This window comes from Burkholderia sp. E168m23 (assembly GCF_016586125.1).
GTDB lineage: Bacteria > Pseudomonadota > Gammaproteobacteria > Burkholderiales > Burkholderiaceae > Burkholderia > Burkholderia orbicola.
Map to the genome: position 1 here is coordinate 1 of NZ_BCPP01000825.1, position 3,290 is coordinate 3,290.

The following is a 3,290-nucleotide window of genomic DNA, read 5'->3' on the forward strand; positions in this document are numbered from 1 at the left end:
GCGACGGTTCGTGACGGAAGCAGTACGAGAACACGTCGACGATGCGGCCGTCGGCCGGCAGCGCGCCCGCGCGGGCGACGACGGGATAGACGGGGTAGCACGCGGCCGGCGTCATCACGACGTAGGTCGGCTTCTGGTTCTCGGTCCAGTCGTCGCCGCGATCGAGGCATTGCAGCACGCGCTGATGCTGGCGCTCGTCGCCGCAGAACGCATGCACGCTGCCCGCCAGTTGCGGGAAGCTCTTCATGTATTCGCTGCGCTCGAACTCCATGCGGCTCATCGCCGGCGGAAAGCGCAGCACTTCGGCCTGCTGGTCGGCGCCGATGCGCGTGACGAACGCGTCGAGCGCCTCGACCACGCGCTCGAATCGTTCGCTGCGGCCGAACAGGCCCTGGATACCGGTCGAAACCAGCAGGCCCGCATCGATCAGCGCGTCGCGCAGCGGATTGACGCCCGCGCGGTCGAGCGGCGCGTCGGCGGGAACGGAGGCGGCGGAGGGCACGGCGAGGCGATCGTTCACGTATGTTTCTCCAGCGTCGCAGGACGCAGCGCGAGCAACAGGCTCGCAGTGTTGGCGGCAATGCGGTCGTTGCTGATCATCAGCGGCGCCGCGTGCAGGTCGCGAATGTGGCGGCCGATGCTGAACGGCGTGCCTTGCTTGTAGCCGGCCATCCCGCAGATCATCATCGCCTGCTGCGCGACTTCGAGCGCGGTCGCCGACACGTAGGTCTTCAGCGTATTGATCTCGGCGGCCCAGGCCATGCCGGCCGACCACGAGCGGGCCGACGCGTTCGCGTGGAGGCGCAGCACGTTGTCGACGCGGGCCTGCATCGCCTGCATCAGCGCGAGCGACTCGGCGATGCGCCGCGCGGCGGGCGACGGTGCGCCGTCGGTCTGGCGCGCCTGTGCGCGGAAGAACTGGTGCGCGCGATGAAACGCGTCGCCGGCCACGCCGATCCACACCGCGGCCCACAGGATGTGCGAGACCGGCACCATCGTTTCCTCGGCGATCTTCGCGAACGGCACCGGCAGGCATTGCACGGCGGCGCCTTGCGCGTCCAGCACGAAGCCGTTGCTGCACGTGCCGCGCATGCCGAGCGTGTCCCATTCGCCGCGGCGCGTGAGCGTATAGCCGTCGCGCAGCAGCGTGACGAGCACCTGCTCGGAAGCCGGCGCATCCGCATCGCGTCGCGCGGTGGCGAGAATGCCGTCGGCGTAGTCGCCGTACGAGATCGTCGGCGCGGATTTGTGCAGCCGGAATCCACCGCCGTCGATCTCGAGTGCGCACTGGCTCGCGCGCAGGTTGCCGCCGACGCCGTCTTCCGACGTGGCCGATGCGAGCAGCCATTGGTGGCGCACGAGCTGTTGCAGGAACAGCCGGTGCCAGCCCTGGTCGGCGGCGTGGTCGACGATGCAGGCGACCTGGATCTGGTGCATCGCGAACACCATCGCCGACGACGCGCAGGCCTGGCCGAGGATCGAGCAGGCCGACGCGATGTCTTCCAGCGACGCGCCAGCGCCGCCGAGATGGGTCGGCACCATTGCGCCGAGCAGGCGGCGCGCGCGCATCGCCTCGATCGCCTCGACGGGGCAGCGCGCGTCGCGATCGACCGCATCGGCATGCTGGGCGGCGATCTGCGCGACGGCATGCGCGGCCTCGTCGAGCCGATGCGAATCGCTGTCGGACGCGAGTTCGGGAAGCAGCGCGCTCATGCGGAGTGCTCGGTGCGTTGCAGCGTGGCGATCGTGTCCGCGAGCGCGTCGATGCTGCGGAACAGGTTGCGGTTCAGCATCTCGTCGGGAATCTCGATGTTGAACTGCTTTTCGATCGCGAGCATCAGCTGGATCGTATCGAGCGAGGAGAGGCCCGCTTCGTAGAGGTCGTCCCCGTCACCGATCGAATCGATCGCGGCTTCGAGATGGGCGACGTGCTTCAGGATGGTTCTGATTTCGTTTTCACGTGCTGCTCCGGCGTGCGTGGTGTCGTCCGCTCGGGCGAGACGCGCGATCAGCGCTGACATCCCCCCGGCAGTCCGGCATCAGTAGACCATTGGCAGACACGACGTTCTGTTCGCCACCCTACAAACGGCTGACCCGGCACGCGGGCGGCATCGAAGCGCCGCCCCGGCCGGTGCGCCGATCACGCGCGCGACGCGGCCGGCACGCCCGAGTCGGCCGACAGGATGCGCTTCATCTCGTCGCGCACGATCGCGCGGCAGCCGCACGACATTTTTTCGAGGCCGTCGAGGTCCGCGAGCTCGATCGAGCTGCGGTATTGGCGAATCAGGCCGAGCTTCTGGATTTCACCGGCGGCGTCCGTGACCGTTTCGCGCCGTACGCCGAGCATTTGCGCGAGCATGCTGTGCGTCACCTGGATCTCGATGCTGCGCGTGCGGTCGAACGCCAGCAGGAACCATCTGCATAACTGATGTTTGAGCACGTGATGACGGCTGCAGAACGTGATCTGCGACACCTGCGCCATCAGCAGCCGCACGCAGACGAACACGAGGTGGCGGATCACCGGCGACGCATCGAACGCGGCGGCGAACACACGCCGGTCGAGTCGGTAGACGAAGCCGTCGCGGCACGCGAGCGCACGGCACGGCATCCGGCCGCTGCCGCCGATCACGTCGTCGCAGACCACGCTTTCGCTGCCGATCTCCGCGACTTCCAGCGTCATGCCGCCGGACGACACGTACTGCAGCGAAATCGCGGTCGTGACCGGCAGGTAGACCGCGGCGAGCATTTCGCCGGGTTCGCAGAGCACTTGCCCGGATTTCAGGTGAACGAGTTGCAGGTGAGGCGTCAGTGTGAGGAGTTCGTCGCGGTCGATGGCCGCGAGAAACCGGTTGGCGTCGAAGCTGTGGGAAAGCTCGATCATGCCGTTCGCATGCGCGACGGCGTCGGCGGCCTGGTGAGTCACGGGCGCATCCTCGCAGGTTGGCGGTCGCGCGTCGTTTCGGCGAATCCCGGAACGGGATTTCGCACGATCGTGCGGACTTGTGTGGATCAAAAACGGAATGACGATACTCGCGAAAAAGGCTAGCACGCAATTGAAATCGTCCAATTCCGCATTCTGTAATTTTACAAAGTTTGACGGTTGCGATTGAGCGCAAACGTTATGCCGATTTAAGAATTCATTTCGCCAGAATTAATCATCCTGAAATGGAATCGTGTGCTTGCTTGTCATTCGATGTCGATAGGGAATCAATCGAACGACGTGCGCATCGTACAGCGAAAGTGTCGGAAAGGCATTGAACATTATTTGACAAATAAATGGGGATCGCCTG

3 protein-coding genes and 1 pseudogene are annotated in these 3,290 nt (G+C 65.7%); all 4 read right to left on the minus strand.

Features of this window, described 5'->3' with window-relative positions; translation table 11 throughout:
• Nucleotides 1-520 (minus strand): annotated as a pseudogene (locus JMF90_RS30305) (hypothetical protein); the annotation flags it as partial.
• On the minus strand, nt 517-1,713 hold the full coding sequence (locus JMF90_RS30310; protein ID WP_006479191.1) for an acyl-CoA dehydrogenase family protein: 1,197 nt from the start codon (nt 1,711-1,713) through the stop codon (nt 517-519). The gene JMF90_RS30310 and the pseudogene JMF90_RS30305, both read right to left, overlap by 4 nt.
• On the minus strand, nt 1,710-2,021 hold the full coding sequence (locus JMF90_RS30315) for an acyl carrier protein (RefSeq protein WP_236598058.1): 312 nt from the start codon (nt 2,019-2,021) through the stop codon (nt 1,710-1,712). Before JMF90_RS30315 ends, JMF90_RS30310 begins: the two co-directional genes overlap by 4 nt.
• 119 nt (nt 2,022-2,140) lie before the next feature.
• Complete coding sequence (locus JMF90_RS30320) at nt 2,141-2,923, minus strand: Crp/Fnr family transcriptional regulator (RefSeq protein WP_011547857.1); 783 nt, start codon at nt 2,921-2,923, stop codon at nt 2,141-2,143.
• Between the last annotated feature and the right edge of the window lie 367 nt (nt 2,924-3,290).

Excerpts from the sequence above, each read along its gene's own strand:
- JMF90_RS30315 (WP_236598058.1), bottom strand. The coding sequence starts at position 2,021 with ATGTCAGCGCTGATCGCGCGTCTCGCCCGAGCGGACGACACCACGCAC.
- JMF90_RS30310 (WP_006479191.1), bottom strand. The coding sequence starts at position 1,713 with ATGAGCGCGCTGCTTCCCGAACTCGCGTCCGACAGCGATTCGCATCGG.